The sequence below is a fragment of the Bacillus sp. FSL W8-0640 genome (genome assembly GCF_038007725.1).
GTDB lineage: Bacteria > Bacillota > Bacilli > Bacillales > Bacillaceae_G > Bacillus_A > Bacillus_A cereus.
The window spans coordinates 3908583-3935569 of the sequence record NZ_JBBOXT010000001.1 but is presented as its reverse complement, the minus strand read 5'-3'; the positions used below and the strand labels follow the sequence as shown (position 1 = coordinate 3935569).

Genomic DNA, 26987 nt, shown 5'->3' with positions numbered 1-26987 from the left:
TAAGATAACTGAATTTTGTCAGATATTTTTCGTGTTGTCAATTACTTTTTGAAAAAATTTAATTTATCAATTCGATTAATGGCTTCTCGTAATCTATCTTCTGCATGCAAGAGACCAACACGGACATACCCTTCCCCATGATTACCAAATCCAACACCAGGAGCAACTGCGACATGTGCTTTTTCTAGTAAAATATCAGAAAATTGCTCAGAGGTATATCCTTTTGGAACGGGAAGCCATGCAAAGAATGATCCTTTTGGAATGTCTACATTCCAACCAATTGAGTGACAGGCTGAAATAAGAGCGTTTCTTCGAGATTCGTAACTATTTACAAGGTCTATTACGCAAGACTGTGAACTTAATAGCGCTTCTCGAGCAGCATCTTGAACTGCACCGAATATACTAACATACATATGATCTTGTAATAGGTTAATTGTTTCAATCACACTTTCATTCCCTACAGCAAAAGCGATGCGCCAGCCAGCCATATTGAAAGTTTTTGATAATGTGTAAATTTCAATTCCTATATCTTTCGCACCATCTGCTTGCAAGAAACTAACAGGTTTTTGACCATCAAATCCGATAGCGCCATAAGCAAAATCGTGAACAACTAATATATTATGTTTATTAGCAAAGTGAATGGTTGCATCAAAAAAATCTTTTGATGCAGTAGCACCGGTAGGATTATTTGGATAGTTTAAAAACATTAATTTTGCACGCTCTGCAATAGAGTCATCAATGTTCGTATAATCTGGTAAAAAGTTATTTTCTGCAATAAGCGGCATTGTTTCAAAGTGTGCTTTTGCTAAAGCAACCCCGGATAAATAATCTGGATAACCTGGATCCGGAACGAGAATCGTATCACCAGGATTTGTAAAACAAATCGGTAATTCTACTAGTCCAGCCTTCCCGCCAAACAAAATAGCAACTTCAGTTTTTGGGTTTAATTCGATGCCGTATTCACGTTTATAGAATGTAGCCACGGCTTCCTTTAAGCTTTCATGTCCGCGAAATGGCGGATATTTATGATGAATGGTCTTTTCGGCAGCATCTTGTAAAGCTTTTACGATATGCTGCGGTGTTGGTTGATCTGGATTACCTTGACCTAGATTAATAACATCGTGACCAGCTGCAACGACTTTGTTAACTTTTGCAACAAGTGAAGCGAAAAATTGTGTTGGCAATGATGTTACTATCTCAGAAGGTTTAAATAATTTCATACTTTCCACCTCTTTTGAAAGTTGTTACAATTCTAGTGACAAATGATATAATCTTTCCAGTATTTTGTAAAGAAAAAAATAAGAATGGGGCTGAAAAAATGAAAGTCGCATGTATTCAAATGGATATTGTTTTTGGAGATGTAGAAAAAAATATTGAGAATGCTAAAAATAAAATAAGCGAAGCTATGAAGGAAAGGCCAGATGTTATCGTCTTACCAGAACTATGGACAACAGGATATGATTTAACGAGACTTTCTGAAATTGCAGATAGGGATGGAGTGGAAACGAAAGAAAAGTTAATAGAATGGGCGAAGCAATATGATATACATATTGTTGGTGGTTCTATAGCAAAGCAAACAGAGCAAGGCGTTACAAATACGATGTATGTTGTAAATAATGAAGGACAGCTAGTCAACGAATATAGTAAAGTACATTTATTTCAGCTTATGGATGAACATAAATATTTAATAGCCGGTAATGGTACGGGCGAATTTAAGCTAGATGATGTCGAATGCGCTGGAACAATTTGTTATGATATTCGTTTTCCAGAGTGGATGCGTGTCCATACTGCTAAAGGGGCAAAAGTATTATTTGTTGTAGCAGAATGGCCATTAGTTCGTTTAGCACATTGGCGTTTGCTATTGCAAGCAAGAGCAGTTGAAAATCAGTGTTATGTTGTTGCGTGTAATAGAGCAGGAAAGGATCCAAATAATGTATTTGCGGGTCATTCTTTAATTGTGGACCCTTGGGGTGAAGTTGTAGTAGAGGCGAATGAAGAGGAATCAATTTTATTTGGAGAGCTTGAATTCGAGAAAATTAAAGAAGTACGTAAAGGAATTCCAGTTTTTGCGGATCGCCGTCCAGAATTATACAAATAAAATGTTGACAAGTGATTTTTATTCTTGGTATAGTCTTCAACATAAAGTTAAAAATTCAAAAAAATTATACAACTCTTATCAAGAGCAGGTGGAGGGATTTGGCCCGATGAAGCCCAGCAACCGACCGTAATACCATTGTGAAATGGGGCGTTTATTACGCCAAAAGGCACGGTGCTAATTCCAGCAGAAAGTAAAACTTTCTGGCAGATAAGAGGGGAGAAGATAAACTTCAAACCTCTTTCTTAGTGGAAAGAGGTTTTTCTATGTTAGAAAAACCTCTGAATTTAAAAAGGGGGAGAAGACGATGGGATATTATTCATTAACAGAAATAACAGCTGTACAATATGCGAAAGATCATGGCTATTTTGAAGCGAAGGCAAATGTCGTTTGTCATGAAATTGGAGACGGAAACTTAAATTACGTGTTCAAATTAGATGATGGAGAGAAATCCATTATAATAAAACAAGCACTGCCTTATGCGAAAGTAGTTGGTGAAAGCTGGCCATTGTCTATAAAAAGAGCAACGATTGAAAGCAAGGCATTACAAATTTTTGCGCAGTATGTACCGGATTATGTTCCAGTAGTGTACAGTCATGATGAAGAGTTAGCGATAACGGTAATAGAAGACTTATCAAGACTAACAATTACAAGAAAAGGATTAATAGACGGAGAAGAATATCCGCTTTTATCCCAGCATATCGGCCGTTTTCTAGCACATGTTTTATTTTATACTTCAGATTTTGGTTTACAGTCAGAAGAGAAGAGGGTACTAGAAGGTACCTTTGTAAATCCGGACCTTTGTAAAATTACAGAGGATTTAGTGTTTACAGATCCGTTTGGACATTATGATACAAATGATTATGAGCCAGATTTACAGCTCGTGGTTGATGAACTTTGGAGTGATAAAACGTTAAAACTAAAAGTAGCACAATATAAATATAAGTTCTTAACAAGAAAAGAAACTCTTATTCATGGTGATTTACATACTGGTAGTATTTTTTCGTCACCTTCTGAAACGAAAGTGATTGATCCAGAATTTGCGACATATGGCCCATTTGGATTTGACATAGGTCAATTTATTGCAAATCTATTATTAAATGCTTTATCTAGAGAAGAAGAAAAAAGAAGTGTACTATTTTTCCATATAGAAAAGACGTGGAGTTATTTTGTAGAAACTTTTACAAAGTTATGGATTGGAGAAGGTGTAGAAGCATATACGAAAGAAAAACAATGGTTACCAATTATTTTGCAAAATATCTTTACTGATGCAGTTGGATTTGCCGGATGTGAACTGATTCGTAGAACAATTGGTTTAGCTCATGTAGCAGATTTAGATGAAATAGAAAATAAAGAAACAAGAATTCAAGCTAAGAAACAAGCGCTATCCTTAGGTAAAGAACTAATAAAATATGAATCTAAAAGTGCTGATATTCAACTGTTTCGAACATTATTTCAACAGACAGTTTCAGGGGGCGTAAAAGCGTGAGTACAATTGTTACTGTTCCGAGATCTGTAAGCTGGAAAGGTGATGCAATTGTGGTATTAAATCAAACGAAATTGCCGCATAGCACAGAATACAAAACATTGACGACTATTGAAGAGGTTTGGAAAAGCATCGTAATGTTAGAAGTACGAGGAGCGCCTGCAATTGGAATTGTAGCTGCATTTGGCTTGGCGCTTGCATCAAAAAAATATAACACTGTACATATTGAAGAATTTCAAAAGAAGTTTAATAGAGATTGTAATTATTTAGGAACGTCACGCCCGACAGCAGTAAATTTATTTTGGGCAATTGATCGTATGAGAGAATCTATTCGAGAGATTACTACAATAAAAGAAGCACAAAAAACATTAGAAGAAGAAGCGCTTCGCATTCAGCAGGAAGATGAAGAGGTGTGCCGAAATATTGGGGAATATGCGTTAACATGTTTTAAAGATGGCGATAATATTTTAACAATCTGTAACGCTGGAAGTATCGCAACTGCCAGATATGGAACTGCATTAGCTCCCTTTTATATTGGAAAAGAGAAAGGTGTGCGTTTACATGCATATGCGTGTGAAACGAGACCAGTTTTACAAGGTGGTCGCTTAACGACCTGGGAATTGAAGCAAGCAAATATTGATGTGACCCTTATTACAGATAATACTGCAGCTCATGCTATTCAAACGAAAGAAATAAATGCAATTATTGTAGGGGCGGATCGAATTGTCGCAAATGGAGATACGGCAAATAAAATAGGGACAATGAATTTAGCTATTTTAGCAAAGCACTTTAATATCCCATTTTACGTTGCTGCTCCACTGTCAACATTTGATGTTACGAAAGAAACTGGAGCTGAAATTATTATTGAAGAAAGAGATGAAACAGAAGTTACGAAAATCTTTGGAAAACAAGTAGCACCAATTGGAACGGATGTTTATAATCCAGCATTTGACATAACGCCGAATGAATTAATTACAGGAATTATTACTGAGAAAGGTATTATACGCGGGGACTATAAACGAGAAATTGCATCATTATTTGAAAAACAAGCTAATACATAATAGCTTGTTTTTTTATGCCTAAATGCAGTGTTTTCTCTTACTTATATAATGAAAGGAGGGGAAGAGGATGGAAGAGTGGATCAAGATGATAGGTAATGTAGGGTTTCCGATTGTTGTAACATTATATTTACTCCACCGTATTGAAAGTAAACTAGAGGGGGTAATTGTTGCAATTGAGAAGCTCCCGCGGCAATTACTAAAGTACGAAGATCCTCGGGAATAAAAATAAAGTTTGCTCTTCTTGAGCAAACTTTATTTTTATTGAGCGGTATAACCACCATCTATAACAACAGCTTGTCCCGTTATACCTTTAGCTTTTTCACTCGCTAAAAACATCGCATAATCAGCGATTTCTTGTACTTGTAATAAGCGCTTTTGTGGGACGAGTGGATAAATAACATCTTCTAAAACATTTTCAAGTGGTACATTTCGTGTAGTAGCTAAGTCTTGTAGTTGATTACGTACAAGAGGGGTATCGACATAACCAGGGCAAAGGGCATTAACAGTAATACCATGCGTAGCACCTTCTAAAGCAGCAACTTTTGTTAATCCAATTACGCCATGTTTTGCACTATTGTAGGCAGCTTTTCCAGCAAATCCGACAAGGCCGTTAATAGAAGCGACATTAATAATACGACCATATTTTTGTTGTTTCATAATCGGAAAGGCATGCTTAATTGCGATAAACGGAGCAATTTGCATAATTTGAATTAGTAGCTCGAACTTTTCAGTTGGAAAGTCTTCAATGGGTGAAACGTGTTGCATTCCTGCGTTGTTAATTAATATATGTAATGAACCGAAATGATCAACTGTTTGAGAAATTGCTGCTGTAATTTCCTCTTCAGATGTAACGTCACATTTTAAACCGATAGCTTGAAAACCTTCATTTTGTAATTGTTCAGCAGCTTCTTTTGCACGTTCTTCAAGTCGATCGGTAATCACAACTTTTGCACCTTCTTTTGCAAAAGCCTTTCCCATTTCATAACCAATACCACTTGCAGCACCTGTTAAAAAGACAACTCGATTTGTAACCATGATGAAAAACATCCCTTCATAATAAAGTTTTCATAGTGCTCTATTTAGAGAAGCTATAATGAAATTCCTGCAAACATTTGGAAAAAAATATCGTTAGCTATCTTGTTTTGCAAAATAGTCTTTGCTATACTATTTTGTAAAGCAAGATACTTACGCTTATCTATCTTGTAAAACAAGATAGTAGGAGGATTTAAATTATGTCGACAAGTCAAATGCTGAAAGGGATTTTAGAAGGATGCTTACTTGCTATTATTTCTGAAGGCGAAATATACGGTTATGAAATGAGTGAAAAGCTAGCGAAGTATGGTTTTACAATGGCGAGTGAGGGAAGTATTTATCCGTTATTAATACGAATGCAAAAAGAAGGACTAATAACAAGCGTAATGAAGGAATCTCCATCTGGTCCAAAGAGAAAATATTATACATTAACAGAAAAAGGCGAGGAAGCACTTGGTAAATTTATGGATCGCTGGGAAGCGATGCAAAGTAGTGTAGAGCGTCTACTTGAAGGGAAGGGGAGAAAAAAATAATGCTATCAAGTGAAGCGCGAAAGTTTTTGTTAAATATGAGATTATTTTTGACGGCAAAGAGTGTAAAAGAAAGTGATATTGAAAACTTTTTAGAAGATGCAGAGTTGCATTTAATAGAAGCTGAGAGTGAGGGGAAGAGTGTAGAAGATATTTTCGGAAGCTCACCGAAAGAATATGCAGATGAACTTGTAAAAGTGATGGAAAGGGATAGACAGGAAACGTGGAAGCAAATTGGTTTTACAGTAATGAATATCGTATCGTTTTGGATTATTGCTTCTATCTTAATGGTGAATCATGGAATGTTACAGATTTCACTTATTCAGTGTATCGGTTACAGTTTTTCATTTATTTTAGTTGTTATAGGTCCTAATTTTCTACTTCGCAAAATGACTTTTGTAACAAGTTTTTCAAAAACGTGGTTTTCTATGTGGTTTTTAGTAATGATAGCGCCAATGTTTTTAATGGGAGTTATTATGGTACTAGATGTGATATATCCTACAAAAATGTTTATATTCACTCAAATGCAAAGTTATTTATTGGCTGGTGGTATTTTTATCATCACAGTAGTGATAAATATGTATTTTGAAGGATGGTTTAAAAACTTATATTTAATCATTCCGCTTTCTATTATGTTAATGTTTAAAACATTTACATCTGAAGATCTCATGCCAATGTTATTTCAAATTATATGTTTATATGGAAGTTTATTTATTTTAATTTTCGTTGAAATTATGATGAAAACAAATAGAAGAGAAATGGTTAAATAAGGGAGGGGTTATAATGAAGATTTCTAAAGAAGGTGAAAAGTTTTTAATCGATACGAAAGTATATTTAATAACAAAAGGGATTAAAGAAGAAGATGTGGACGCTTTTCTAGAAGATGCAGAGCTTCATTTAATAGAAGGTGAAAAAAAGGGAAAGACAGTAAGTGACATATTTGGTGACTCACCAAAAGAGTATGCGGAAGAATTAGCGAAAGAGATGGAGAAGGATAAAAGCGGGAGCATAAAAAGTATTTTAGGGATGATTATTGGTATTGGTGGGTATTGGTTACTGACAAATATTTTATTTGGAAGCCCCGATCAACAATTTGCTTTAACAAATGTACAGTTAATTGGTTATCCTATCGTTTTAATCATTACGATTATTGGAACGATTGTTGCATTTAGAATGTCTTCTTTTAAAAGTAAATTAGTAGAATTTGGAATGATTTATGTAATAGTAATGGTTCCTATTTTATTATTGGTGTTATTGATGTTTATGAATAAATGGTATGGGACACCTGTATTGCAATTGGCGACAATGCAAACATATATATTAGCAGCAATTATCTTTTTATTACTTCTTATTGGTGAAGTATATGTTCTTGGCTGGATGGGTGTTTTTGTACTAATTGTTCCTCTTATGATTATGTTCTTATTTAAAGACTTAGAAGAAAGTAATGTATTTTGGGGAATTGCAAAGGTCTTACTTATGTATGGAAGTATATATGGATTAATGAAATGGTCTTTAAAAATTGAAGAAAGAAAAAGTATGAACTAGAAATTCAATAAAAAGCGGCTGCTCTGGATATACCAAAAATTATTTCCAAAGAAATATTATATAGGGATTTTTAGAGGGATTACATTTACATTTAGTTGTCTATTTTTATTTCTAGCAGCCGGGATTTGTTTTGTTGATTGGAATAAGTTGTTTTAAACAGTAACATGAGGGTTACTGTTTTTTTCTTTGTAATAAAGAGCTTTGTAAAGAGAGCGCTTTTTGTTCTGCTGTTAATAAGGAATGAATATGAACGTTTTCTGGACGAGGGACTATCGGATACATAAGATTTGTTGGAGAAGGGTGGTGCTCCGAGCCGGTTGGAGAATGAGGATCTGCATGAGTAAGTTTTCCATGAATACGTCTTGTAAATAAAATATGACCAATTTCGTGAGCGAGCGTATATATATTTTTCATAGGAGCAGCTGAATTTGTTAAAACGATATAGCCAGTAAGTTGCTGTTGTTTTGCTAAAGAATAAGCGCAGGCAATTACTGCTGTTTCTTTGAAATAATCACTGCCAATATAACAAATATAAAGGTCGCATTCAGGAGCTTCATTTACACATGTTTGGAAAAAGGATGCCAGTTTTTCTTGACTTTGAATGGAATTTTTATAACTGATTTCACGGTCAAAAAAACGGAAAAGTTCATTTAATACAATTACTTCTTGAATTTGAAATGTAATGGGATGCCAAATTGATTCTGCAACAGCTAAATCTTTTGCGATGCGGTCATCAGAAATATCGGCGCCGGGAGTAATGCAAATACATATATTGACGTATGGATCCATAAGGAACACCTCAAATGAAAAAAGTTCTTCCTATAATATATGTGGGAAAAAGATGTCATGTATGGATAAACGCCTTCTTTATTGAATATATAGATGACAAGTCGAAAAAATTTCATAGTTCTATAACATGGTGTGGTCGTCTTTTTGATATAGTAAAGGAAAGGGGGAGAATATATGTATACATTAAAAATCGTTTCAGACAGAGAAGCACTTTATCAATTTGCGAGTTATGTAAGAGTTGTACAAGGGGTTGAAGATGTATATGTAGAGGTGGGAGAACCTTTATATGAACATCCTTTAATGAAGTTTTATGTACATATTAAGCTGAAAGAAACATATGAGCAGCATAAAGCGTTACAGGAAATAGCAAGATTAGTAGAATTGGGTCGTTTTACATATGTCCATTATCGTAATGATGAAATTGAGGAAGCTTTTGAAGCTGTAAAATATGAAAGTTTTAAGAAATAAAGATGAAAAAACGGAGGCGAAAGCTTCCTTTTTTTCTTTAAAATTACATGAACAAAAAGAGAGAAATTTTGTTATGATAAGGGAGGTTAGGGAAAGGGGAATTTACATATGGGGTATATTGAAGAGTTACGAAAAGTCGTTGGTACAAGACCGCTTATTCTCGTAGGATCAGCAATCATTATATTAAATGATAAACAAGAAGTATTGCTTCAATATCGTTCAGATACATATGATTGGGGTGTACCTGGCGGGGCGATGGAACTGGGTGAAACGACAGAAGAAACGGCACGTAGAGAGTTATTTGAGGAAACGGGGTTAACTGCAAAAATAATGCAATTTCTTGGTGTTCTATCAGGAAAAGAAGTATATTTCCGTTATCCGAATGGCGATGAAATTTTCAATGTCATTCATCTGTATCAGGCACATCATGTGAGCGGGGAATTAAAGCTCGATCATGAAGGGTTGAAACTTCAATATTTTCCAGTAGATAAGTTGCCAAAATTGAATGAAACGACAGAGAAAATTTTGCAAAAGTTTTTATATGCACTGACAGAATAGAAGGTTAATTCCTTCTATTTTTATTATATTAAATATTTTGATTTTTTAGTATGTTTATAGTATGATAGTTATAGATATACATCTTATGGAATTTCACCTAAAAACTTACTAGGGTACATAAGAGAGGGGCAAGTACAAAATGCATAATGTTGTTATTACAGCTGCAGTTCGTTCGCCAATTGGAACTTTTGGAGGAGCGCTAAAAAATGTAACGCCAGTAGAATTAGCTGTTCCTGTACTTCAGGAAGCTGTAAAACGAGGCGGGGTAGAACCACATGAAGTTGATGAAGTAATTTTAGGTCATTGTATTCAAAGAACTGATGAAGCAAATACAGCGAGAACAGCTGCATTAGCGGCAGGATTTCCTGACACAGTTACGGGATATACAATCCAACGTCAATGTTCTTCAGGTATGCAAGCAATTATGTCAGCTGCAATGCAAATCCAATTAGGTGTAAGTGATGTTGTTGTTGCAGGTGGAGTAGAAGCGATGAGTTCGAGCCCTTATGCATTGAAACAGCACCGCTGGGGACAACGTCTACAGCACGGAGAAATTCGTGATACGGTGTGGGAAGTGTTAGAAGATCCGATTCACCATATTATGATGGGTGAAACAGCGGAAAATTTAGTTGAACAATATGAAATTACAAGAGAGGAACAAGATGAAGTTGCTCTTCGCAGTCATACATTGGCACTGAAGGCAATCGAGTCTGGACACTTTGACGATCAAATTGTTCCTATTACAATAAAAGAACGTAGAAAAGAAGTAGTATTTTCGAAGGATGAGCATCCACGTGCAGATATTACAGCGGAAAAATTAGCAGGGTTAAAACCAGCATTCCGTAAAGATGGGTCTGTAACTGCAGGTAATGCATCTGGCCTGAATGACGGAAGTGCAGTTCTAGTATTAATGAGCGAAGAAAAAGCGAAAGAAAAAGGCTTACAACCGTTAGCTAGAATTGTTGGATATTCAGTAGCTGGAGTAGACCCGAAAATTATGGGTATTGGACCAACACCAGCAATTCGTAAAGGTTTAGAAAAAGTAGATTGGTCATTGGAAGATGCAGATTTACTTGAAATTAATGAAGCTTTCGCGGCTCAATATTTAGCTGTAGAGAAAGAGTTAGGCTTAGACCGTGAAAAAGTGAACGTAAACGGTAGTGGCGTAGGACTTGGGCATCCAATTGGTTGTACAGGGGCTCGTATTACAGTAAGTTTAATTCACGAATTAAAAAGACGTGGGTTAGAAAAAGGAATTACCTCTTTATGCGTCGGTGGCGGTATCGGGGTTGCCTTATTTATAGAAGCACTATAAAAAAGAAGCAGCTATTGCTGCTTCTTTTTTTACGACTCAAATAGATGATGAAATAATCGATCACGATTTTCAAAGAAAAGTTTCGTCGTTTGGTAATGCTCAGTTTCTTCTAATGTGGATTCGTGAATCCCTTCTTGTGTTAAAGAATATATAGTGGATTCAGGGTAGGCCATTAAAATAGGAGAATGCGTCGCAATAACAAATTGTGAACCTTGTTCCACTAGCTCATGCATTCGAATAAGCATGGAAAGTTGTCTCATTGGTGATAAAGCTGCCTCAGGCTCATCTAAAATGTATAAACCTTGTCCTGAAAAACGGTTCATAAATAAGGAAAAGAATGATTCGCCGTGAGATTGTTCGTGTAGTGAAACGCCGCCGTAAGATTTTATAGCATCTATTTCATCAATATAAGAAGCAACGTTATAAAATGATTCAGCGCGAAGAAAGAAACCGTCGTTTGGTGTATTGAAACTTTTGGAAATTCGAAGGTATTCATGTAAAGATGAATGTGAATCGTTAGTGCTAAAGCGGAAATTCTTCGTTCCACCTTCTGCATTAAAGCCTAACGCAATTGCAATTCCTTCAAGTAATGTTGATTTACCCGTTCCATTTTCTCCAATAATGAATGTTACATTTGGATGAAAAACTAGTGATTGTAATGTTCGGATAGCAGGTAAGCAGTAAGGATATGCGGAAAAACTAGGGATATTTTCTTTTTTTAATGTAACATTTTGTAAAAAGGGTACGTCAATCAATATATAAACCTCAATTCATAACGGATTTTGATTCTAAAAAGGCGGCAAATACAAGTGTTAATGACACCTGAATTCCTTCCTTATTTTCTGAATATTTTATGTGGATTATATCATTTAAACTATCATATTCCAATGTGAAAATAAATATTGCATGAAGATCCATTCTCTCGTTATGATATATGGTATTCTATTGAAAATGTGAGAAGGAGTTAAAGTATGCCGTTTACATTTGCACATCCAGCAGCAGTTCTTCCTTTTGCGAAAAAGCATTCTAAACATATTTCAGTAACGGCTCTTATATTAGGTAGTATGGCGCCTGACTTTGAATATTTTTTACACTTTAGACCGTATGGTGTTATTGGCCATAAATGGCTCGGGTTCTTATATTTAAATTTACCGCTTGTATTTCTACTCGCATACATATATCACTACATTTTAAAAAAGCCGTTTATAACGCATTTACCTAAACCGTTTGCTGGTTATTATTCATATGCAATAGATGAGAGGTGGGGGCTACATACCTGGAAAGAATTCTTTGTATTTTGCTATTCTGCATTATTCGGTATGCTCACGCATGTTGTTTGGGATGCATTCACTCATAAGACAGGCTATTTCGTTATGAAAATACCATTATTACAAAGAGAATGGTACGGTATCTCTGTTTATAAATATATGCAACATGGAAGTACATGTATTGGTGTTCTACTATTAGTATACGTTTTATGGAAGTATAGAAATGAAATGGGTAAAGATCTTATTTTAGCTTCGGAAAAAAGAAAGTATTGGGTTTCAGTAATTGTTGTAGCAACTATTATATTTATCGTGCACGCGTTCCTAGATCCCTATTTTCATATTTTCCAAATTGGAGGTATAATAGTATCTGGACTGACAAGTTCATTTTGTGGACTTGTCATTGTTTCTATAGTTTACAAAGCCAGGGACTAATTTTATATTCATGAATGATAGCGTTAGGAGAAATGAAATGATGAAAGCATGGAAAAGTATTTTTGTTTTATGTAGTTTTCTTCTTATGTTAAGTGGTTGCTTCCATCAAGAAGAAAAGAAAGCTGAACCGAAGAAGAAAGAATCTATTCCTGAAACAAAAGAATATGGTGGGCGTGAGCTGAAAAAAGTAGGACAAAAAGTGAAAGAAACAGGATGGGGTACTTTTAAGTTAGAGCAGATGCATTCTGTGAATCAAACATTTGAAGTAGCGCCAATGAAAATTCACGTACAAGATGTGAAAGTAATTTCTTTATCACAGATGAGTGAAAAGGCAAAAAAAACATTGAAAGTATACACGGCACTAACCCCTGAAGAAGTAAAACGGAGATTAGGGGATAAAGTAAGCCAAGAAGATGCAGAATTATATGCATCGCTAAGTGGAACAGAGATTAGTAATACAATTCGTTACGTTGAGATTACATATAAAGTGGAGAATACCGGAAATAAAAATATGCAATTTTTCTCTATGAATGATGTTATGATTAATGGTAAGCAACATTTTAAAGTAGCCACTCAAAACTTTTTATATGACGAAGATACGTTAGTTGGTACAAAAAATGTATCAAGAGAAGACTATAAGCCTGGTGAAACAAGAGATGGTATTATTGGTTTAATACTTGACGATGGAAAAGACAAGGTAAAGGATATTCAGTTTACAACTGATGATTTACTTGCAGGAGATTCAGAAACACAAGATGTTGTAAAAGAGCCACAAACGTTTAACATCTCACTAAAATAATGTAAGGCAAAACAGTCAGCATTCAAATATTATGCTGACTGTTTTTTTATTTCTTTTATGTATGAATCTACATTTTGAAAAGGCACCTTAATTTTAAACGCATCTTTTTGTTCATTAAATTGCTTTTCATTGTAGGGACCGAAACGTTTATTGTGCTTTACGTCAATAATCCAATAATGTTCACTTTTTTTATTTGCAATTGCTGCGTCAGGGTTATTCGGATCTGATTTTTCCTCGGTTTGTTTTGCAATAATGTATTTATCATCCCAAGCAATGTCTGTAATTTTTGCAGGGATGTATTGTGTGGCATATACAGCATCTTGCGAGGGGAAAAGTTCAAATGCATTTCCAGAAGTACGTATGAGTTCGTATTCATCGTTAACCGTATAAGTTAAGTGACCTGTGTTTCCTGCACAACCAGTTAATAGGAAGGCGACGAATAGGATTATCCATTTTTTCAATATGGGAACCTCCTTTATAATGCTATTGTAACAAATTGTACAAGAAAAGTAAGAGAAAGGCTAGTTTACAATGTTTTTTAGAAGTGGTACGATGAGACGGGTAAAGAAGGATATGAAGGAGTCGACATAAAATGAAGTTAAAGATGCATCGTCCAGCGCTTGTAATGAATCGCATAGGTGCTTCCCTAATTGACATGTTTTTAATCTCGGTTATGTATGGTGTAGTAGTAGCTATTATGACCGGAAACTATAGTGCTATGTTTAAGCGCTTTAATATAAGCTTAGGTGATTTTAGATATGATTTCGCAGTAGTTTTTATATTAATGGCGATATATTTTATTGTGTTACCCTTTATTTGGAACGGTGTTACACTTGGAAAAAAGGTAACGAGAATAAAATTAATTTCATTGAAGAGTGAAAAGCTAACGTTGCAAACATTAATTATAAGATTTTTTGTAGTGTTATTACCGAACGTATTGCTATTAGGAATTCCATTAATATGTAATATATATATGATGTTGTTCCGCAAAGATAATTGTGGTTTTCAGGATTTAATTACAAAAACGAAAGTAATAAGTCTTGTATAATGAAAAAAAGACCTTTTTATATATAAAAGGGTCTTTTTGATTTTATAAGTATATGGGGAATGTTTACAGTAAGGAAAAGCTAAAATGTGTTAATTCTATTTATAATAGATTGAAAATTAAGAAAATGATATAATGATTAAAAATAATATCTTTATTCCGCCATATTGGGGCTGATTAAAATTTCACTTTATATAATAAGGGGGAGATTAAAATGACTGGAGGTAGTGTAATCTTTTGGGGGATTTTAATTTTCATCGGTTTAGTTTTCGATCAGCGTAATAATAAGAAAAAAGAAGGATAAAAAGTAAACGTTTACAAGTAAAATAGCAATTTTTCTTGCTTGCAGATTAATCTTATAAAGGAGTATACTGAATGACGGTAAGACTTATAGAAGGGGTAATGAAAATGAAGCTTGCAGGAAAAGTTGCTATCGTAACTGGCGGTGGCATCGGTATTGGACGTAATACAGCTCTTTTGTTGGCTAAACAAGGCGCAAAAGTTATTGTGACGGACATTGATCAAGAGAGTGGACAAGCAACAGTGGAGGAAATTATGAATCTAGGCGGAGAGGCACTTTTTGTATCCTATGATATGGGAAAGCAAGGAGATTGGCAACGCGTTATTAGCATTACTTTGAATGCATTCAGTCGCATTGATATGCTTTTTCAAAATGCAGGTTTATATAAAATAGATTCTATTTTTTCTCGCCAACAAGAGAACGATTCCAATGTACTTTGTATTAATGACGTTTGGATAGAGATAAAACAATTAACGTCATCTTTTATGAAACAGCAAGAAGAAGTGGTGCTTAGTGATTTACCGATTTTCGGTATTATTAGTACAAAAGGACAATCATTTCATACAGTAGAAGCCCTAGTATAATAATAAAAACCGCCCTCAATATATGTGGACGGTTTTTTTGTATGTGTATAGTAAAGATAAATTTTTTAGCGAATACGTTGTTCAGTTTGGTTATCAAAGAAATGTGCTTTATTCATATCAAATGCTAATTTAATTTGATCACCAGGTGAAAATGTATGTCTTGCATCTACACGTGCTGCAAAATCTTGATTTCCAAGTTTCATATATAAAATGGATTCAGCACCTAATAATTCAGCGACTTCAATTTTTGTTGTGAAGGCAGTAGATTGCGAAGCTTCTAAAAATAGTAGTTCATCATGAATGTCCTCTGGGCGAATACCTAAAACAATTTCCTTATTTACATAGCCTTGTTCACGTAGCATCTTCATTTTTCCTTCAGATACTTTAATTTTTATAGTATTGTCTATAACGAAATCGGTTTCAGTCAATTTACCACGGAAGAAATTCATCGCTGGTGAGCCGATAAATCCACCCACGAAAATGTTTTCTGGCGTTTCGTATACTTCTTTTGGAGTTCCAATTTGTTGGATTTTTCCATCCTTCATAACGACAAGACGCGAAGCCATAGTCATTGCTTCTGTTTGGTCATGTGTTACATAAATTGTTGTTGTTCCAAGGCGATGATGTAGCTTAGAAATTTCTGAGCGCATTGCAACACGGAGTTTAGCATCTAAGTTTGATAATGGTTCATCCATTAAGAAAACTTTTGCATCTCGAACGATTGCTCTACCTAACGCAACACGTTGGCGCTGTCCACCTGATAATGCTTTCGGTTTTCTATCTAAATATTGTTCAAGTCCTAAAATTTTTGCTGCATCTTTCACACGACGATCGATTTCATCTTTTGGTATTTTTCGAAGTTTTAATCCAAATGCCATATTATCATATACACTCATATGTGGATAAAGAGCGTAGTTTTGGAATACCATAGCGATATCTCGATCTTTTGGAGGAACATCATTCATTAGTTTACCATCAATTGAAAACTCGCCTTTTGAAATATCTTCAAGTCCAGCTACCATTCGTAATGTTGTAGATTTTCCGCATCCAGAAGGACCGACAAATACAATAAATTCTTTATCTTGAATGTGTAAATTAAAATCAGTTACAGCTGTTACGTTATTATCATATATTTTATAAATGTTTTCTAATTTAAGTTCTGCCATGGTATTTCCCCCTAGAAATAATTATGCAAACGTTTTCTTTGAGTTCATTATAAACGAATAGATTCAAAAAATAAATAAAAAAATAAAACGTTTTCATTTATTGGAGATTTATTAGTGGTTTTCATATGTTTTCTTAGAAAAAGAACAATAAAAATTGTAAGCGCTATTTTAAATTGAGATAGAATCTGTTATCATTCATTAATGAAAACGTTTGCGCCTTAAAAAAGAGAAAAATGAATGATGAATGAAATGGGGTAGCATAATGGAAAAACAATGGTGGAAAGAAAGTGTAGTATATCAAATTTATCCTCGTAGCTTTATGGATAGTAATGGTGATGGTATAGGAGATCTTCAAGGGATTATTTCAAAGCTAGATTACTTAAAAGAGTTAGGGATTGATGTGATTTGGTTATCACCAGTCTATGAATCTCCAAATGATGATAATGGTTATGATATAAGCGATTATTGTAAAATTATGAACGAGTTCGGAACAATGGAAGATTGGGATGAGCTATTACATGAAATGCATGAACGTAATATGAAACTTATGATGGACTTAGTTGTTAATCATACTTCGGATGAACATAATTGGTTTATTGAATCACGTAAATCAAAAGATAATAAATATAGAGATTACTATATATGGCGCCCTGGAAAAGAAGGGAAAGAACCGAACAACTGGGGAGCTGCTTTTAGTGGATCTGCATGGCAGTATGATGAAATGACGGATGAATATTATTTACATCTGTTTTCTAAAAAACAGCCAGATTTAAATTGGGATAATGAAAAGGTAAGACAAGATGTTTATGAAATGATGAAGTTTTGGTTAGAAAAAGGAATTGATGGCTTCCGTATGGATGTTATTAATTTTATTTCTAAAGAAGAGGGATTACCAGCTGTTGAAACAGAAGAAGAGGGGTATGTTTCAGGTCATAAGCATTTTATGAACGGTCCAAACATTCATAAATATTTACATGAAATGAATGAGGAAGTATTATCGCATTATGATATTATGACGGTTGGTGAAATGCCTGGTGTAACGACAGAAGAAGCGAAATTGTATACTGGAGAAGAACGAAAAGAGTTGCAAATGGTATTCCAATTTGAACATATGGATTTAGATTCAGGAGAAGGTGGAAAGTGGGATGTAAAACCATGCTCACTTCTTACTTTAAAAGAGAATTTAACAAAGTGGCAAAAAGCATTAGAGCATACCGGATGGAATAGCCTTTATTGGAATAATCATGATCAGCCTCGCGTTGTATCTCGTTTTGGTAATGATGGAATGTATCGCATTGAATCAGCAAAAATGTTAGCGACAGTTCTTCATATGATGAAAGGAACGCCATATATTTATCAAGGAGAGGAAATTGGAATGACGAACGTTCGATTCCAATCAATTGATGAATATCGAGATATCGAAACGTTAAATATGTATAAAGAAAAAGTGATAGACCATGGTGAAGATATAGAAAAAGTAATGGAATCTATTTATATAAAGGGTCGTGATAATGCTAGAACTCCGATGCAGTGGAATGATCAGAATCACGCTGGATTTACAAAAGGTGAACCTTGGATTACTGTAAATCCTAACTATAAAGAGATTAATGTGAAACAAGCAATCCAAGATGAAGGTTCAATTTTTTATTACTATAAGAAATTAATTGAACTACGCAAAAATAATGAAATAGTTGTGTATGGATCATATGATTTAATATTAGATAATGACCCTTCTATTTTTGCTTATGTAAGAACATATGGAGATGAAAAACTACTTGTCATTGCAAACTTTACTGCGGATGAAAGTGTATTTGAAATGCCTAAGGATATTAGTTATAGTGAATCAGAGTTATTTATACACAATTACGATGTAGAAATCGGATCAATAGATAACATTCCATTACGTCCGTATGAAGCGATAGTGTTCAAATTGAAATAAGAAAAAGCCTTATGCCATTTCGAACTTGGCATAAGGCTTTTTTGGATTACCATTTTAATATGGAGAATCCATATGGAGGAAGTGTAACTTGTAATACACTTGCTTCCGCTGAAAATTCTTCGTTTGTATAAATGTTAATTATTTTCTTACCAGTAACATGAAGAGGGAGTGAAACTGTAACTTCACTATTAGTAGGGTTTAAAACGAAAAAGATAGTTTCATCCTCATATGTTTTCGTATAAGAAATATAATTATGTTCATCATTTGCTTCGATGAATTGAAAAGTACCATGTCCTCCAAATGCTTTATGTTGTTTACGTAATAAAATCAATGTTTGTATATGGGTAAATAATGCATGATCTTGTTCTTTAGTATCCCAAATCATACATTTACGGCAATCAGGGTCCATGCCGCCATCCATACCAATTTCATCCCCGTAATAAATACAAGGAGAGCCGATGAAAGAAAGATGGAATACATAGAGCAATTTCAACTTATTTTTATCTCCGTTGCATGTTGTTAAAATTCTTGGAGTATCATGGCTGTCTAATAAATGAAATGCTGCTTCATTTACATTCATAGAGTAGGAATGTAGAGATTCTGTAATTTGCTTCATGAATTCACTTGCTTTAATGGAATCGTTAGCAAAGTAAGAAAGTAGAGCATTTGTAACAGGATAGCTCATGACAGCATCAAATTGATCGCCTTGTAGCCACGGAAGGGCATCGTGCCAAATTTCTCCCAAAATATATACTTCAGGATTTAGTGTCTTTATTTCAGTTCGGAATTCTCTCCAAAAGTTGTGATCGACTTCATTGGCGACATCAAGGCGCCAGCCATCTATATTGAATTCTCGTACCCAATAACGTCCTACTTCAAGTAAGTATTCTTTTACATCTGGATGAGCTGTATTTAATTTAGGCATATACGGTGTAAAGGCGAAAGTATCATAATTTGGAAGTGGTTCGGTTATAATCGGAAATTCATGAATGTGGAACCACTCTTTATATGCGGACTTCTCACCATTCTCTAGTACGTCTTGAAATTTCTCGAAAAAGTATCCACTATGATTAAACACAGCATCGAGCATTACTTTTATACCGTGCTTATGACATTCTTCAACGAGCTCTTTAAAAGTTTCTTTCGTCCCAAATTGTGGGTCAATTTCCATATAGTCAATTGTGTCATATTTATGGTTTGAATGAGCTTTGAAAATAGGTGTGAAATATATTCCGGAAATGCCAAGCTTAACAAGGTAATCAAGGTTTTGAATAACACCAGAAAAATCTCCGCCGAAAAAATTAGTTGGAGTTGGATTCGCACTTCCCCAAGGAAGGGTGTTTTCTGGATTCAGCGTACTATCGCCATTAGCGAATCGCTCAGGGAAAATCTGATACCAAATGGTGTCTTTAATCCAAGATGGTGCTTTGAATACATCATCTGCATGAATAAATGGAAAACAGAAAAAGTTACCAACATCATCATTTGGAATGCTAGAAAAGAATCCTCGCTCTGCATAAATAAGAGTGTCTGTTTCAGATTTTAATTCAAACCCATAACGTAAGCGCTTAAATTTTGGTTCAATTGCAATGGACCAATAATCAAATAATGCAGTAGAACCCGTTTTTTTCATGGGTGTACTTGCTGATATCCATTTCCCGTCTTTCCATTCGTAAGGATCACCGTAAATAAGATCGGCGCTTTGAATATCATCTCTCTTAGTACGTACTCGGATGTGAATTGTTTGTTCATCATAAGCGTATGCATAATTATCTTTCGGCCTATGATAAATGGCTTCTTTAAACATATAGAAAATCCCCCTTCAATATCTCTATACATAGTATTCCCTTAAGTGTAATAATAAAGCCTGTATTGCAAACGATTGCCTTTCTCGTAGCTTTAATATTGCTTATAAGAGTAGTATTCATTTTATATAAAGTCAATGTATAAAGAGTATAATGACATAATTTTTAAATTAATATTTGCAAAATGAATAAAAGAATGTATAATGATAGACAAATAGCGCAAACGTTTTCATAGATTGAGATATTGTTTGCGCTTCAATTAAACTATTAAATGCAAACGTTTTCAGTTACTGAGGTACATAGACAATTTAGGGAGGTTTTTGGGATGAAGAAAGCATTATCATTATTAACGGTTTCAGCATTATCTATTGGTATGTTATCTGCATGTGGACCGAAAGATTCAGGGGAAAAAGAGGAAAGTAAAGCGAAAAAAGACTATGATCTTCTTGTTTGGGAAGATGATAAAAAAGGTGTTGGTTTAGAACCAGCAGTGAAAAGCTTTGAGGAAAAATATAAAGTAAAAGTAAAAGTTGTTGAAATGCAAATGACAGATCAAGTGAAGAAGTTACGCCTTGATGGGCCAGCGGGGACTGGACCAGATGTTGTAACATTGCCACACGATCAAATCGGAAATGCAGTAACAGAAGGTTTACTTTCTGAAGTGAAAGCAGATGATGCTGTAAAGAGTAAATTTACTAATTCATCAATAGAAGCACAGACATATAATGGAAAATTATATGGTTTACCAAAAGCAATTGAGACACCAGTCTTTATTTACAATAAAAAACTAATGCCAAAAGCGCCAGAAACGATGGACGAGCTGTTTAACTTCTCAAAAGAATTTACGAAAGATGGCAAGTACGGATTTTTAGCATTAGGAGATAACTTCTACTTTGCTAATGCATTCATGGCAGGTATGGGCGGTTATGTATTTGGTGAAAAAGATGGAAAGCCAAATGCAAGTGATGTTGGATTAAATAATAGTGGAGCAGTACAAGGTGCTGAATATCTTCAAAAATGGTACAAGGAAAAATTATTCCCAAAAGGTATTATCGGTGAATCAGGTGGGCCTGCTGCTGATGGACTATTCAATGAAGGAAAAGCAGCTTCTATCATGAATGGCCCATGGGCGTTCCAAGCAATGGAAAAGAACGGGATTGATTATGGCGTTGCTCCAATGCCGAAATTACCAAATGGTCAACCAATGAAAACGTTTGTTGGGGTTAAAGGATGGCATGTAACAAGTTTCTCTAAACAAAATGATTTAGCTACAAAATTCACTGAGTGGGTAACAAATGAAGAAAACGCAAAAATTCGATTTGAGAAAACAAAAGAAATTCCTCCAGTAAAATCAGTAATGGAAGATCCAATTATTAAAGATAACGAAGCTGCAAAAGCAGTTGCAACGCAATCTGAAAATGGAATTCCAATGCCAAACATTCCAGAAATGCAAGAAGTTTGGAAACCAGCTGGAGATGCGCTTCAATTAGTTGTTACAGATAAAGAGGCACCAAAAGCGGCGCTTGATAGTGCAGTGAAACAAATTAAAGGTAATATTGAGGCAAATCATAACAAGAAAAAATAAGGTGAAATTCGTGCCTCTAATATGAGAGGCACGAATTCTCTCCCTTCCATGTAGGAAGAAAAAAGGGGGAAGGAACATGCAAACATCTATGGAACCAGCAAATGGGTTAAACCATTCAAAGCATAGGAAAATGGCAACCATGTTATCAATCATTCCAGGCGTGGGCCAAATGTATAATAAACAATTTGTAAAAGGTCTTATTTTTCTAGTATTAACAGGTTCTTTTATTGTAGCCTTTGCTGATTTATTAAATATGGGATTATGGGGTATTGTAACGCTTGGTACAGAAGTTCCACGTGACCATTCTGTCTTTCTATTAGTAGAAGGAATCTTGGCCCTTATCGTTATCGCTTTTGGGCTAGGCATATATGCATTTAACTTATATGATGCATACCAAAATGGAAAGAAACGTGATAGCGGAACACCGTTAAATTCTGTAAAAGAGCAATATCGTAATTTGTTAGATCAAGGTTTTCCTTATTTAATGGTTTCACCAGGTTTTCTACTACTTATCTTTGTGGTCGTATTTCCAATCATCTTCGTAATTTTAATTGGATTTACAAACTATGATTTATATCATTCTCCTCCAGCTAAATTAGTAGATTGGGTGGGCTTTAAAAACTTTATTGATATTTTCACTTTACCGATGTGGAGAGAGACATTTGTAAGTGTATTCTCTTGGACTGTCATTTGGACATTCGTTGCAACAACATTACAAGTTGCACTTGGTATTTTCTTAGCGATTATCGTAAATCAGCCTGGTATTAAAGGAAAGGCGATTATTCGAACAATCTTCATTTTACCGTGGGCGGTTCCAGCATTCGTATCTATTCTTGTTTTCTCTGGTATGTTTAATGAAACATTCGGAGCGATTAACAATCAAGTATTAGCTTTATTCGGAATTGAAAAGATTGCTTGGATGACAGATCCATTTTGGGCGAAGATTGCTTTAATTATGATTCAAACGTGGCTTGGGTTCCCGTTTATCTTTGCGATGACAACAGGTATACTGCAATCGATTCCGGGAGAATTATATGAAGCGGCTACAGTAGATGGAGCGACAGCTTGGCAACAGTTTCGTAAAATTACATTGCCACTTGTGTTATATGCAACAGCACCAATATTAATTACGCAATATACGTTTAACTTTAATAACTTTAGTATCATCTATCTATTTAATGGTGGAGGTCCTGCTGTAGCTGGACAAGACGCAGGTGGAACGGATATTTTAATTTCATGGATTTATAAGTTAACGATGACTTCAGCGCAGTACGGAAAAGCAGCAGCTCTTACAATGATATTATCGTTAATTGTTATTACAGTTGCGTTATGGCAATTTAAGAGAACAAAATCATTCCAAGAAGAGGATATGATGTAAATGAATATTAAAAGACAGAAGATGTTACGTCTCTCATTAAGTTATTTAGTTATTTTCGTAATGTGTGCCATCATTTTCTATCCGTTATTATGGATTATTGGCTCATCGTTTAATCCAGGTGATAGTTTATCTGGATCAAGTATTATTCCACAAAATGCAACGTTAGATCATTATCGTAAGTTATTAGATCTAGAGAATAGTAATTACTTACTATGGTATAAAAACACATTAAAAGTAAGTGTTTTAACGATGATTTTCTCAGTGTTAGCAATTAGTTTTACCGCTTATGCATTTTCGAGATATCGTTTTGTTGGAAGAAAAAATGGTTTATTAACATTTTTAATTCTGCAAATGATTCCAAACTTTGCAGCGTTAATTGCTTTATACGTATTAGCTCAATTAACAGGATTAATTGATACACACCTTGCATTAATTTTAATTTATGTAGGCGGGGCTATTCCGATGAATACATGGCTTATGAAAGGGTATTTTGATACGATTCCGAAAGAACTGGATGAATCAGCTCGAATGGATGGAGCAGGACATTTTCGTATTTTTTGGCAAATCATTATGCCACTTGCAAAGCCAATCGTAGCGGTTGTAGCGTTATTTACTTTCATTGGTCCATTTACAGATTTCATTTTAGCGAGTATTATTTTGCGAACACCAGAAAATTATACTTTAGCAGTTGGATTATATGAAATGGTTGCGAAGAAATTCGGTAATGAATTTACAACGTTTGCAGCGGGTTCTGTGTTAATTGCGATCCCAATTTCAATTTTATTCCTATCACTACAAAAATACTTTATTTCTGGTTTAACAGCTGGAGGTACAAAAGGATGAAAAATGGGACATTACGTCCCATTTTTCTTTTCATCTCCCTATAAATAAGTTTATAGGGAGATGAAAAGAGATTTGACATCACATGTGAAAAGAAGTGAAATAAATAGTATATTATAGTATAGGAAAAAATAGCTATATCCCTTACAATACATGAAGAGGGAGAATAGGATTAGTTTTGCAAGATATAAGAAATGAAAGTTTATGACTTGCAATGAGTGCGAGATAAAATATATGAAAAATGGCAGAGAAATGAGAGGAGGGGGATTTTTATGACAGTTACAATTAAAGATGTGGCGAAGCAAGCGAATGTTGCACCATCAACAGTTTCTCGTGTAATTGCTGATAATCCAAGTATAAGTGAAAAGACAAAGCGCCGTGTTAGGAAAGTGATGAGTGAATTAGGGTATCATCCCAATTTAAATGCGAGAAATCTTGCGAACCAAACGACGAAAACACTTGGTCTTGTTATGCCAAGTTCTGCAAGTAAAGCTTTTCAAAATCCATTTTTCCCAGAAGTTATAAGAGGGATTAGTTCATTTGCACACGTAGAAGGTTATGCGCTTTACATGTCGACAGGTGAAACGGAAGAAGAAATTTTTAATGGTGTCGTAAAGATGGTACAGGGACGCCAAATTGGTGGCATTATTCTTTTATATTCAAGGGAGAATGATCGGATTATTCAATATTTACATGAACAAAATTTCCCGTTTGTTTTAATAGGAAAACCATATGATCGAAAAGATGAAATTACATATGTAGATAATGACAATTATACAGCTGCAAGAGAAGTGGCAGAATATTTAATTTCATTAGGGCATAAGCAAATCGCGTTCATTGGTGGTGGATCAGATTTACTTGTAACGAGAGATCGTTTAGCTGGTATGAGTGATGCCTTGAAATTAGCAGACATTGTATTACCAAAAGAATATATTTTACATTTTGATTTTTCGAGGGAAAGTGGTCAACAAGCTGTTGAGGAATTAATGGGACTGCAGCAACCGCCAACGGCAATTATGGCAACGGATGACTTAATTGGACTTGGTGTGTTAAGTGCTCTTTCTAAAAAAGGATTCGTTGTACCGAAAGATGTTTCTATTGTAAGCTTTAATAATGCTTTATTATCAGAAATTGCGAGCCCTCCACTTTCGACAGTTGATGTGAATATTTATCAGCTAGGATATGAGGCAGCAAAAGCTTTAGTTGATAAAGTAGAGAATGCAGAATCCACTGCAAAGTGTATCATTATTCCTCATAAATTACTAAAACGTCAAACTTGTGATCATTATGCATAAAAAAGCTAAGAGTTTAACTCTTAGCTTTTTTCATTAGAAAGGCTTCTAATCGGTCGCAGCCTTCTTTTAAAGTTTCGATACTATACGCATAGGACAAGCGAAGGTAGCCTTCACCGTATTCAGAGAATGCTGTTCCAGGAACTACAGCTAGTCCCGCTTCTTTGACAAGATCAAGTGCAAAATCAAATGATGAAGATGTCAAATGACCAACATATGGGAATAAGTAAAATGCACCTGTTGGCTTTTCAACTGTTAATCCCATTTGAGTGAGTCTATTATATACGTAATCACGGCGTTTTTTATATTGGTGGCGCATCATTTTTGGTGCGTCTTTAGCTGCTGTTAATGCTTCAATTGCAGCGTATTGAGCGATTGAAGTAGCACACGTTACATTGTATTGATGAACTTTTAATATGTGTCCTGCTAAATAACTTGGTGCAAATAAAAGTCCAACACGCCAGCCAGTCATAGAATGTGATTTAGATAAACCGTTAATGACAATTGTTTTTTCACGCATTTCTGGGAAATGAGCGATAGATGTATGCTTTTGTTCATATACAAGCTCGCTATAAATTTCATCTGAAAGGACGAAAATATTTTTATCTTTTAAAACATCTACAATATCTTTTAGCTCTTCTGTTGATAAAGTTACACCGGTTGGGTTAGAAGGATACGGTAGTACGATACATCTTGTTTTTTCTGTAATAGCATTTTTAAGCGCTTCAGCTGTTAAACGAAATCCAGTTTCACGAACATCTACAAAAATAGGCGTTGCACCGCATAATCGAATAATAGGTTCGTAGCCTGGATAAATAGGAGCAGGTAAAATTACTTCTGTTCCTGGCTCTAAAATCGTTCGGAATGCAACATCAATTGCTTCGCTAGCACCGATTGTAACGATGGTTTCGTTTTCAGGTGAATAATGTAAATCGTAGTTATCTTTTACGAAGTTACAAGCTGCCTTACGTAATTCTAGTAAACCAGCGTTATGTGTATAGCTTGTATAGTTTTCTGTAATAGCCCGTTTAGCCGCTTCTTTCACGAGAGAAGGTGTAGGGAAATCGGGTTGTCCAATTGTTAAAGAAATCAAATTATCATAGTTTTGAATCATGTTAGAGAACTGACGGATTCCAGAAATTTGGATGTCCTTCACTCTAGGGTTAATGAATTGTTCCATTGTATCTCCCTTTCTTCCGTTTGAAAATTAAGTTCATTTTATCATATTTTCTATGATTACGCTTTGTATATGTTATTTAGAAAGAGAGAGAAAAGAGAAAAAAAGCCGCTATAAGCGACTTTTTAATATCCGTATTCCCAATCTATTTCATCTTCATTCCAGAGTACAGAGGATACCTTGCCAAGGTGAACGACTGATTCGTTTACAGCACATGTGCAGTTTTCATCTCCCGCTTTATGCTGTAACTCTTCATATACTGATTTTTCAACATTTTCTAGAACAACCAAATTTTCTTCTTTTAAAACAAGCGTAGTACCCGCCATATTTATCTTCCTCCTACTAAAGTAATGATCACTTATTTGTAAACATAGATAGTATGGATTATATGCTGTATTTTGCTATAATTGTCCGTCTAAAAAAGTATTTTTATATTTTCTTTGTAATCCGTATTCATTGTATACTGCACGAAGGAAATTTGGTACAGGGTTTACAAT

Annotated in this window: 29 protein-coding genes, 1 pseudogene and 1 riboswitch; of the genes and pseudogenes, 21 read left to right on the top strand and 9 right to left on the bottom strand. The window is 34.8% G+C overall.

Annotation, left to right across the window (positions count from 1 at the left end):
* Window positions 1-41 precede the first annotated feature (41 nt).
* Window positions 42-1220 (bottom strand): pyridoxal phosphate-dependent aminotransferase, encoded by a 1179-nt coding sequence (locus tag N2V80_RS20185; protein WP_000765269.1) that lies wholly within the window; start codon window positions 1218-1220, stop codon window positions 42-44.
* A 14-nt stretch (window positions 1221-1234) separates the two neighbouring features.
* On the opposite strand from N2V80_RS20185, the gene N2V80_RS20180 reads away from it, so the two are divergent.
* From N2V80_RS20180 to N2V80_RS20165, 4 genes are all read left to right on the top strand, one after another.
* Window positions 1235-2098, top strand: a complete 864-nt coding sequence (locus N2V80_RS20180; RefSeq protein ID WP_000869881.1) for a carbon-nitrogen family hydrolase — start codon at window positions 1235-1237, stop codon at window positions 2096-2098.
* Window positions 2099-2170: 72 nt separating this feature from the next.
* Window positions 2171-2312: riboswitch (SAM riboswitch) on the top strand.
* A gap of 90 nt (window positions 2313-2402) precedes the next feature.
* The gene (gene mtnK, locus N2V80_RS20175) at window positions 2403-3584 is read left to right on the top strand and encodes an S-methyl-5-thioribose kinase (protein ID WP_000542674.1); all 1182 of its coding nucleotides are present in this window, start codon (window positions 2403-2405) and stop codon (window positions 3582-3584) included.
* Window positions 3581-4642: an S-methyl-5-thioribose-1-phosphate isomerase gene (gene mtnA, locus N2V80_RS20170; RefSeq protein ID WP_061654444.1), complete on the top strand. Its 1062-nt coding sequence runs from the start codon at window positions 3581-3583 to the stop codon at window positions 4640-4642. The genes mtnK and mtnA overlap by 4 nt, the downstream gene beginning before the upstream one ends.
* Window positions 4643-4709: 67 nt before the next feature.
* Window positions 4710-4865: a YvrJ family protein gene (locus tag N2V80_RS20165; RefSeq protein WP_000393337.1), complete on the top strand. Its 156-nt coding sequence runs from the start codon at window positions 4710-4712 to the stop codon at window positions 4863-4865.
* Window positions 4866-4900: 35 nt separating this feature from the next.
* Here the strand turns inward: N2V80_RS20165 and N2V80_RS20160 are convergent, their stop codons facing one another.
* Window positions 4901-5677 (bottom strand): 3-hydroxybutyrate dehydrogenase, encoded by a 777-nt coding sequence (locus tag N2V80_RS20160; protein WP_000258428.1) that lies wholly within the window; start codon window positions 5675-5677, stop codon window positions 4901-4903.
* A 197-nt stretch (window positions 5678-5874) separates the two neighbouring features.
* Here N2V80_RS20160 and N2V80_RS20155 point away from each other — a divergent pair, with 197 nt between their 5' ends.
* The 4 genes and pseudogenes from N2V80_RS20155 to N2V80_RS20140 form a co-directional block, all read left to right on the top strand.
* Window positions 5875-6207 (top strand): PadR family transcriptional regulator, encoded by a 333-nt coding sequence (locus N2V80_RS20155; RefSeq protein WP_000107985.1) that lies wholly within the window; start codon window positions 5875-5877, stop codon window positions 6205-6207.
* Window positions 6207-6974: a DUF1129 domain-containing protein gene (locus N2V80_RS20150; protein WP_000952895.1), complete on the top strand. Its 768-nt coding sequence runs from the start codon at window positions 6207-6209 to the stop codon at window positions 6972-6974. Before N2V80_RS20155 ends, N2V80_RS20150 begins: the two co-directional genes overlap by 1 nt.
* A 13-nt stretch (window positions 6975-6987) precedes the next feature.
* The gene (locus tag N2V80_RS20145) at window positions 6988-7749 is read left to right on the top strand and encodes a DUF1129 domain-containing protein (RefSeq protein ID WP_000703260.1); all 762 of its coding nucleotides are present in this window, start codon (window positions 6988-6990) and stop codon (window positions 7747-7749) included.
* A gap of 12 nt (window positions 7750-7761) precedes the next feature.
* Window positions 7762-7905, top strand: a pseudogene (locus N2V80_RS20140) (DNA-binding protein); the annotation flags it as partial.
* 15 nt (window positions 7906-7920) lie between these two features.
* Here N2V80_RS20140 and N2V80_RS20135 read toward each other — a convergent pair.
* Window positions 7921-8538: an ImmA/IrrE family metallo-endopeptidase gene (locus N2V80_RS20135; RefSeq protein WP_000371605.1), complete on the bottom strand. Its 618-nt coding sequence runs from the start codon at window positions 8536-8538 to the stop codon at window positions 7921-7923.
* A gap of 174 nt (window positions 8539-8712) precedes the next feature.
* Between N2V80_RS20135 and N2V80_RS20130 the strand changes: the two genes are divergently transcribed.
* The 3 genes from N2V80_RS20130 to N2V80_RS20120 all read left to right on the top strand — a co-directional run bounded on the left by N2V80_RS20130 (window position 8713) and on the right by N2V80_RS20120 (window position 10879).
* Complete coding sequence (locus tag N2V80_RS20130; RefSeq protein ID WP_000288330.1) at window positions 8713-9006, top strand: DUF3928 family protein; 294 nt, start codon at window positions 8713-8715, stop codon at window positions 9004-9006.
* Between the two features lie 108 nt (window positions 9007-9114).
* Window positions 9115-9564, top strand: a complete 450-nt coding sequence (locus tag N2V80_RS20125) for an NUDIX hydrolase (RefSeq protein WP_002005651.1) — start codon at window positions 9115-9117, stop codon at window positions 9562-9564.
* 139 nt (window positions 9565-9703) lie between these two features.
* On the top strand, window positions 9704-10879 hold the full coding sequence (locus tag N2V80_RS20120; protein WP_061654443.1) for an acetyl-CoA C-acetyltransferase: 1176 nt from the start codon (window positions 9704-9706) through the stop codon (window positions 10877-10879).
* A gap of 29 nt (window positions 10880-10908) precedes the next feature.
* Here the strand turns inward: N2V80_RS20120 and N2V80_RS20115 are convergent, their stop codons facing one another.
* On the bottom strand, window positions 10909-11634 hold the full coding sequence (locus tag N2V80_RS20115) for an AAA family ATPase (RefSeq protein WP_000568010.1): 726 nt from the start codon (window positions 11632-11634) through the stop codon (window positions 10909-10911).
* 216 nt (window positions 11635-11850) lie between these two features.
* On the opposite strand from N2V80_RS20115, the gene N2V80_RS20110 reads away from it, so the two are divergent.
* Together N2V80_RS20110 and N2V80_RS20105 are read left to right on the top strand one after the other, a co-directional pair.
* Window positions 11851-12579 carry a DUF4184 family protein gene (locus N2V80_RS20110; RefSeq protein WP_001116847.1) on the top strand — a complete coding sequence of 243 codons (729 nt, stop codon included), beginning with the start codon at window positions 11851-11853 and terminating at the stop codon, window positions 12577-12579.
* 37 nt (window positions 12580-12616) lie between these two features.
* Window positions 12617-13378, top strand: coding sequence for a hypothetical protein (locus tag N2V80_RS20105; protein WP_000973895.1), 762 nt, complete (start codon window positions 12617-12619; stop codon window positions 13376-13378).
* A 29-nt stretch (window positions 13379-13407) separates the two neighbouring features.
* Here N2V80_RS20105 and N2V80_RS20100 read toward each other — a convergent pair whose 3' ends face one another.
* Window positions 13408-13839: a DUF3997 domain-containing protein gene (locus tag N2V80_RS20100; protein ID WP_000758785.1), complete on the bottom strand. Its 432-nt coding sequence runs from the start codon at window positions 13837-13839 to the stop codon at window positions 13408-13410.
* Between the two features lie 131 nt (window positions 13840-13970).
* On the opposite strand from N2V80_RS20100, the gene N2V80_RS20095 reads away from it, so the two are divergent.
* From N2V80_RS20095 to N2V80_RS20085, 3 genes are all read left to right on the top strand, one after another.
* Window positions 13971-14426: an RDD family protein gene (locus N2V80_RS20095; RefSeq protein ID WP_000769098.1), complete on the top strand. Its 456-nt coding sequence runs from the start codon at window positions 13971-13973 to the stop codon at window positions 14424-14426.
* A 211-nt stretch (window positions 14427-14637) separates the two neighbouring features.
* Window positions 14638-14727, top strand: a complete 90-nt coding sequence (locus N2V80_RS20090) for a hypothetical protein (protein ID WP_000145650.1) — start codon at window positions 14638-14640, stop codon at window positions 14725-14727.
* Window positions 14728-14798: 71 nt separating this feature from the next.
* Window positions 14799-15308 carry an SDR family NAD(P)-dependent oxidoreductase gene (locus N2V80_RS20085; RefSeq protein ID WP_000218410.1) on the top strand — a complete coding sequence of 170 codons (510 nt, stop codon included), beginning with the start codon at window positions 14799-14801 and terminating at the stop codon, window positions 15306-15308.
* A 65-nt stretch (window positions 15309-15373) separates the two neighbouring features.
* Here N2V80_RS20085 and N2V80_RS20080 read toward each other — a convergent pair whose 3' ends face one another.
* The gene (locus N2V80_RS20080) at window positions 15374-16474 is read right to left on the bottom strand and encodes an ABC transporter ATP-binding protein (protein ID WP_000818931.1); all 1101 of its coding nucleotides are present in this window, start codon (window positions 16472-16474) and stop codon (window positions 15374-15376) included.
* Window positions 16475-16736: 262 nt separating this feature from the next.
* Between N2V80_RS20080 and malL the strand changes: the two genes are divergently transcribed.
* On the top strand, window positions 16737-18413 hold the full coding sequence (gene malL, locus N2V80_RS20075) for an oligo-1,6-glucosidase (RefSeq protein ID WP_000415178.1): 1677 nt from the start codon (window positions 16737-16739) through the stop codon (window positions 18411-18413).
* A gap of 46 nt (window positions 18414-18459) precedes the next feature.
* On the opposite strand, the gene N2V80_RS20070 is transcribed toward malL, so the two are convergent.
* Window positions 18460-20220 carry an alpha-glycosidase gene (locus tag N2V80_RS20070; RefSeq protein ID WP_000471776.1) on the bottom strand — a complete coding sequence of 587 codons (1761 nt, stop codon included), beginning with the start codon at window positions 20218-20220 and terminating at the stop codon, window positions 18460-18462.
* A 323-nt stretch (window positions 20221-20543) separates the two neighbouring features.
* Between N2V80_RS20070 and N2V80_RS20065 the strand changes: the two genes are divergently transcribed.
* The 4 genes from N2V80_RS20065 (at window position 20544) to malR (ending at window position 25316) form a co-directional block, all read left to right on the top strand.
* Window positions 20544-21803, top strand: a complete 1260-nt coding sequence (locus N2V80_RS20065) for an extracellular solute-binding protein (protein WP_030027746.1) — start codon at window positions 20544-20546, stop codon at window positions 21801-21803.
* Between the two features lie 76 nt (window positions 21804-21879).
* Complete coding sequence (malC, locus tag N2V80_RS20060) at window positions 21880-23181, top strand: maltosaccharide ABC transporter permease MalC (RefSeq protein WP_001194996.1); 1302 nt, start codon at window positions 21880-21882, stop codon at window positions 23179-23181.
* Window positions 23182-24024 (top strand): maltosaccharide ABC transporter permease MalD, encoded by an 843-nt coding sequence (malD, locus tag N2V80_RS20055; protein WP_001022608.1) that lies wholly within the window; start codon window positions 23182-23184, stop codon window positions 24022-24024.
* A 269-nt stretch (window positions 24025-24293) separates the two neighbouring features.
* Window positions 24294-25316, top strand: coding sequence for a maltose operon transcriptional repressor MalR (gene malR, locus N2V80_RS20050; RefSeq protein WP_000219053.1), 1023 nt, complete (start codon window positions 24294-24296; stop codon window positions 25314-25316).
* Between the two features lie 13 nt (window positions 25317-25329).
* Here malR and N2V80_RS20045 read toward each other — a convergent pair whose 3' ends face one another.
* The gene (locus tag N2V80_RS20045; RefSeq protein WP_000434578.1) at window positions 25330-26493 is read right to left on the bottom strand and encodes an aminotransferase A; all 1164 of its coding nucleotides are present in this window, start codon (window positions 26491-26493) and stop codon (window positions 25330-25332) included.
* 122 nt (window positions 26494-26615) lie between these two features.
* On the bottom strand, window positions 26616-26816 hold the full coding sequence (locus tag N2V80_RS20040; protein WP_000929277.1) for a hypothetical protein: 201 nt from the start codon (window positions 26814-26816) through the stop codon (window positions 26616-26618).
* Between the last annotated feature and the right edge of the window lie 171 nt (window positions 26817-26987).